Raw genomic sequence first — 5,488 nt, 5'->3', positions numbered from 1 at the left:
CGTCCGGCGTCGCGCGCGGGGGGCGGCGTGTCGGGGAAACGGGCAGAGCCCGAAGGCGGCGTGTCGTCCGGGCGACGAGCGGCCGGTGGGCCGTCCGGGAAGCGGGCCGACGCCGAGGGCGGGGCGTCCGGGAAACGGGTCGGAGCCGTCGGCGGAGCGTTCAGGAAACGGGTCCAGGACGCCGGGGGGGAGTCCGGGAAGCGGGCGGAGGCGGCCGGGGGCGGCGGCGGGGTGGCCGAGGTGCCCGGGTTCTGGCCCGCCGTGCGCCGGAAGTCGGAGAAGCGCGGGTGTTCGCCTCGGCGCGGGGCGGTGCCACCGTCCACGACGGAGCCGCGCGGGGGAGTCTCGTCCGCCGCCGCCTCACCCGAACCACGTGCGGGGCTCTGCCCGGCCGCCTGACCGGAGCCGCGTGCGGGGCCGCCCTGACCGGCGGAACTCCGGCTGTTCTCCGGGGTGTTCGGGGCGTCGGCCGTACCCGGGCGGCGTACGTCCCGGGTCGTGCCCGGAGTCGGGGAAGGCGCCGAGGACGGACGAGGCGGCGTGCTGGGTCGCGCGGGCGCACCCGCCACCGGTGGCCGCTGAGGGCGGCGTGGCACGGTCGGACCGTTCCCGGCCGAGGGCGCGCGATCCGGGCGGGGCGGGGGAACCGAGGGGCCTCCCGCCGGGCTGGAGCCGAACGGAGGGGCCGAGCCGGGCGCACCCGGGGCGGACGGACACGTGTCCGGGGCGGTCGCGTACGCCCCCGGCGTCTCGCTGCCGGACCCGGGCCCTCGCGACGGCCGCCGCGGCAAGGCTCCCGGTGTCGCGGTGTTCGATGGCGTGGCGTCCGGGGTCATGGTCGACGCGTCGTGGTCCGGCGGTATGGACGGGCGGGGCGGACCCGGTGGGCGCGGGGGGATGGAGGCGCGACGCGCTTCCGTGCTCATGCACCCCCCGTTTCCTCGTCCGCCGACCCGGAGGTCGTCCGGGCGTCCGACCGCCCGTGGGGAGCGGTCGTCACGCATACCCGGGAGCGGCCCCGTCAACGGTCCGCCGACACCACGGGCAAGCCATACCCGTGGCAGCGGATCCGCATCCCCGTCGAGGCCGTCCCTGCGTGCGCGTCACTCTACGGGCTGGCCCCGGTCGAACGGGAACCAGTCCGCCGACCCGCGGCTTCTGCCCGGAACGTCCCCCTACCCTGCGGTAATCATGTCTGGCAGGCTTCGTGCATGACTGCGCGCGCCGCCGACCGGGCCCGGTACGACCGGGCCACAGCTCATCTCGACGCCCCTCTGGCGATCGTCGACCTCGACGCCTTCGACGCGAACGCCGACGACCTCCTCCGCAGGGCCGGCGGCAAGCCGATCCGCGTCGCGAGCAAGTCCGTTCGCTGCCGGGCACTCCTGGAGAGGGTCCTGGCTCGGGATGGCTTCCAGGGCATCATGTCGTTCACGCTCGCCGAGTCCCTGTGGCTGGCCCGTTCCGGGTTCGAGGACGTCCTCCTCGCCTACCCGTCGGCCGACCAGGAGGCCTTCGCCGAACTGGCGGGCGACCCGAAGCTCGCCGCCGCCGTGACCGTCATGGTCGACGACCCCGCCCAGCTCCAGCTGATCGACAACTCCCGGCGTGGCGGCACCGAAGTCGTGCGCGTCTGCCTGGAGTTGGACACCTCGCTGAAGCTGCTCGGCGGACGGGTGCGCGTCGGCGCCCTGCGCTCCCCGTTGCACTCCCCCGCGCAGGTCGGCGAGATGGCCCGCGCCGTCGCCGAGCGCCCGGGGTTCAAGCTGGTCGGGATCATGGCGTACGAGGGGCACATCGCCGGTGTCGGGGACTCGGTGGCCGGGCGGCCGCTGCGTTCCCGTGCCATCCGGCTGATGCAGGCCACCGCGAAGAAGGAGCTGGCCGCGCGGCGGGCCGAAGTGGTGCGCGCCGTACGGCGGGTGGCGCCGGACCTGGAGTTCGTGAACGGCGGCGGCACGGGCAGTGTGCAGCACACGGCGGCGGAGGACTCGGTCACCGAGATCGGCGCCGGTTCCGGGCTCTACGTGCCCCGGCTCTTCGACAACTACACGTCGTTCAGCGGGCGTCCGGCCGCGCTGTTCGCCATGCCCGTCGTACGGCGCCCCGGCGTCGGGGTCGTCACCGTGCTGGGCGGCGGCTATCCGGCCTCCGGCGCGCCCGGCCCCGACCGGCTGCCGGTGCCGTATCTGCCCGAGGGGCTGAAGTACGACCCGCAGGAGGGCCCCGGCGAGGTGCAGACCCCGCTGCTCGGCGCGCCCGCGGACGACCTGCTGCTCGGCGACAAGGTGTGGTTCCGGCACGCCAAGGCCGGCGAGCTGTGCGAGCGGTTCGACGTACTGCACCTGGTGGAGGGCGACGAGGTGACGGCGGCCGTGCCGACGTATCGCGGCGAGGGCCACACGTTCCTGTAGGCCGGCGGCAGCCGGGAGCCCCGCTCGGGTTCCCGGATCCGCACACCGCGAGGGCTCACGACGGACCGAGGCTGCTGCCCACTCCCCCGCCCGTGTCCGCGTTCGCGTCGCCCACCGGTCGGATGCCCTCGACGATCTCGTCGATGTCGCCCACCGACGGGCCGTCGTCGCCCGCGTCGAGGGCGAACCGGACGAGCACCGGGGCCTCGGAGCCGCTGCTGGACGGGAAGACTAGGGACTGGACGTAGCCGCCGGGTCCGGCCCCCGTCGTGACGCGCCAGCGCACGTAGTAGCCGGCGCGGCCCGCGACGGCCACCGAGCCGGAGGCGACGACCTCGTGGCCGGTGATGCCGTTGTACGGGCGCCGGTCCAGTTCGTCGCGGTCGTACGCGTCGTTCGCCGCGTCCTCGATGTCGCGCTGGGCGAGGATCTTCGGGGATGTCTCGCTGCTGCCGGTGACGGTCCGCGAGACGACCGTGCCCCTGCGGCACAGACCGTTGTCGCCGGGGCAGTCGTAGATGCCGTCGTCCGTGACCAGGACCGCGTCGTCCTCGGCGGATCCGTCGCCGTCCTCCCAGCCGTCGGGGATCGGAAAGGTGATGCCGTTGAGGTCGTCCGCGACGGCGGTCGGGTCGCCGGTGGGGGTCGCGGTGGCGGGCTTCGTGGGGGTCGGGCTGTCGCTCCCGTCGGTGTCGGAGGTCGGGGAGGTCGACGCCGTCCTCGTCTCCCGGCCGCCGTCGCCGTCCCCGCCGAGCAGCAGGACGCCGCCCGTGACCGCTCCGGCGACCAGGACGGCCCCGACGGCGGCCAGCGCGACGACCTTGGTGCGTCCGGGGCCCCTGCGCGGGGGCGGCTGCGGCTGGAGCACCGGCGGGACGGGCTGCTCCGGCTGGCGCCGGTGGTCGGTCCACGCGGTCCCGTCCCACCAGCGTTCGGTGAGCGGGTAGGACGGGTCGCGGTACCAGCCGGGCGGCGAACTGCTCATCCCGGCACTTTAATCACATCGGCCGTGCCGGTGCTCCGGTGCCCTGGAGCAGGGTCTAGAGCGGGGTGACGTACGCGCCCGAGATGCCGCCGTCGACCAGGAAGTCGGTGGCGTTGACGAAGGACGAGTCGTCGCTGGCGAGGAACGCGACGGCGGCCGCGATCTCGGTGGCCTCGGCGAACCGTCCGACGGGGATGTGCACGAGGCGGCGCGCGGCGCGCTCCGGGTCCTTCGCGAACAGCTCCTGGAGCAGCGGGGTGTTGACCGGACCCGGGCAGAGCGCGTTGACGCGGATGCCCTCCCGCGCGAACTGCACGCCCAGCTCCCGCGACATGGCGAGCACACCGCCCTTGGAGGCCGTGTACGAGATCTGGGAGGTCGCCGCGCCCATGCGGGCCACGAAGGACGCGGTGTTGATGATCGAGCCCTTGCCCTGGCGCCGCATGTAGGGGATCGCCGCCTTGCAGCACAGGTACACGGAGGTGAGGTTGACCTCCTGGACCCGCTTCCAGGCCTCCAGGCCGGTCTCCAGGATGGAGTCGTCGTCGGGCGGCGAGATGCCCGCGTTGTTGAACGCGATGTCGACGCTGCCGTAGGTGTCGTACGCGGTCCTGAAGAGCGCCTCGACCTGCTCGGCGTCCGTGACGTCGACCTTCACGAAGAGCCCGCCGACCTCCTCGGCGGCCGCCTTGCCGCGCGCCTCGTCCAGGTCGCCGCAGACGACATGCGCGCCCTCGGCGGCGAGCCGGCGTGCGGTGGCGAGGCCGATGCCGCTGCCGGCACCGGTGATGACAGCGGTGCGGCCGACCAGGCGGCGGCAGATGTTTTCTGAGGTCACTGTGCGGGGCCCTCCGTGCTGATGAAGACGTTCTTGGTTTCGGTGAAGGCGGTCAGGGCGTCCGGGCCGAGTTCACGGCCGATGCCGGACTGCTTGAAGCCGCCGAAGGGGGTCCAGTAGCGGACGCTGGAGTGGGAGTTGACGGACAGGTTGCCCGCGCGGACGGCCTGGGAGACGCGCAGCGCGCGGCCGACGTCCCGGGTCCAGATGGAGCCGGAGAGGCCGTACGGGGTGTCGTTGGCGAGCCGGATCGCGTCGGCCTCGTCCTCGAAGGGGACGACGACGGCGACGGGGCCGAAGACCTCCTCGGCGGCCACGCGGGCGCCGGGCTCGACGCCGATGAGGACGGTCGGCGGGAACCAGAAGCCGGGGCCCTCGGGGGCCTTGCCGCGGATGCCGGGCGCGTCCGGGTCGACGTACGAACGGACACGGTCCAGCTGGACCCTGGAGATGAGCGGGCCCATCTGGGTGGCCTCGTCGGCCGGGTCGCCGACGCGGACGGACTCGATGCCGGGGGCCAGGAGGTCGAGGAAGCGGTCGTGGACGGAGCGCTGGACGAGGATGCGGGTGCGGGCGCAGCAGTCCTGGCCGGAGTTGTCGAGGAACGACATGGGGGTGGCCGCGGCGGCGGCTTCGAGGTCCGAGTCGGCGAAGACGATGTTGGGGCTCTTGCCGCCGAGTTCGAGGGTGACGCGCTTGAGCAGCGCAGAGCCCTTGGCCAGCACCTGTTTGCCCACGGCCGTCGACCCGGTGAAGACGATCTTCGCTACGCCGGGGTGTTCGACGAGGGCGTTGCCGGTGACGCGGCCGTGGCCGGGCAGCACCTGGAACAGGCCCTCGGGAAGCCCGGCCTCGCGGGCCAGCTCGGCGAGGCGGAGCGCGGTGAGCGGCGTCGTCTCGGCGGGCTTGAGGATCACCGCGTTGCCGGCCGCGAGCGCGGGGGCGACGCCCCACGCCGCGATGGGCATCGGGAAGTTCCAGGGGGCGATGACCCCGACGACGCCGAGCGGTTCGAGGAGGGTGACGTTGAGACCGCCGGCCACCGGGATCTGGCGGCCGGTGAGCCGCTCCACGCCGCCCGCCGCGTAGTCGAGCAGGTCCCGGACGTTGCCGGCCTCCCAGCGGGCGTTGCCGATGGTGTGCCCGGCCTCCCGGACCTCCAGCAGCGCCAGCTCCTCCAGGTGCTCGTCCACGGTCGCGGCGAAGCGGCGCAGCAGCCGGGCACGGTCGGCGGGGGCCGTGGCGGCCCAC

General features: G+C 74.2%; 4 protein-coding genes and 1 pseudogene. 1 reads left to right on the top strand and 4 read right to left on the bottom strand.

The features are described 5' to 3' along the window. Positions 1–596, bottom strand: a pseudogene (locus AWZ10_RS52965) (hypothetical protein); the annotation flags it as partial. A 615-nt stretch (positions 597–1,211) separates the two neighbouring features. Between AWZ10_RS52965 and AWZ10_RS23550 the strand changes: the two are divergent. After that, positions 1,212–2,414 (top strand): amino acid deaminase/aldolase, encoded by a 1,203-nt coding sequence (locus AWZ10_RS23550; protein WP_046709796.1) that lies wholly within the window; start codon positions 1,212–1,214, stop codon positions 2,412–2,414. A gap of 55 nt (positions 2,415–2,469) precedes the next feature. Here the strand turns inward: AWZ10_RS23550 and AWZ10_RS23545 are convergent, their stop codons facing one another. The 3 genes from AWZ10_RS23545 to AWZ10_RS23535 all read right to left on the bottom strand — a co-directional run. Next, positions 2,470–3,399, bottom strand: a complete 930-nt coding sequence (locus AWZ10_RS23545; RefSeq protein WP_060891990.1) for a DUF2510 domain-containing protein — start codon at positions 3,397–3,399, stop codon at positions 2,470–2,472. Positions 3,400–3,454: 55 nt separating this feature from the next. Next, positions 3,455–4,237, bottom strand: a complete 783-nt coding sequence (locus AWZ10_RS23540; protein ID WP_046709794.1) for a 3-oxoacyl-ACP reductase — start codon at positions 4,235–4,237, stop codon at positions 3,455–3,457. Further along, a partial coding sequence (locus AWZ10_RS23535; RefSeq protein WP_060891989.1) for an aldehyde dehydrogenase family protein occupies positions 4,234–5,488 on the bottom strand: 1,255 nt, incomplete at its 5' end. The genes AWZ10_RS23535 and AWZ10_RS23540, both read right to left, overlap by 4 nt.

It is taken from the genome of Streptomyces europaeiscabiei (assembly GCF_001550375.1).
Taxonomy (GTDB): Bacteria; Actinomycetota; Actinomycetes; order Streptomycetales; family Streptomycetaceae; genus Streptomyces; species Streptomyces europaeiscabiei.
Note: the sequence above shows the minus strand (reverse complement) of the source record. Positions and strands in the feature narration are given on the sequence as shown.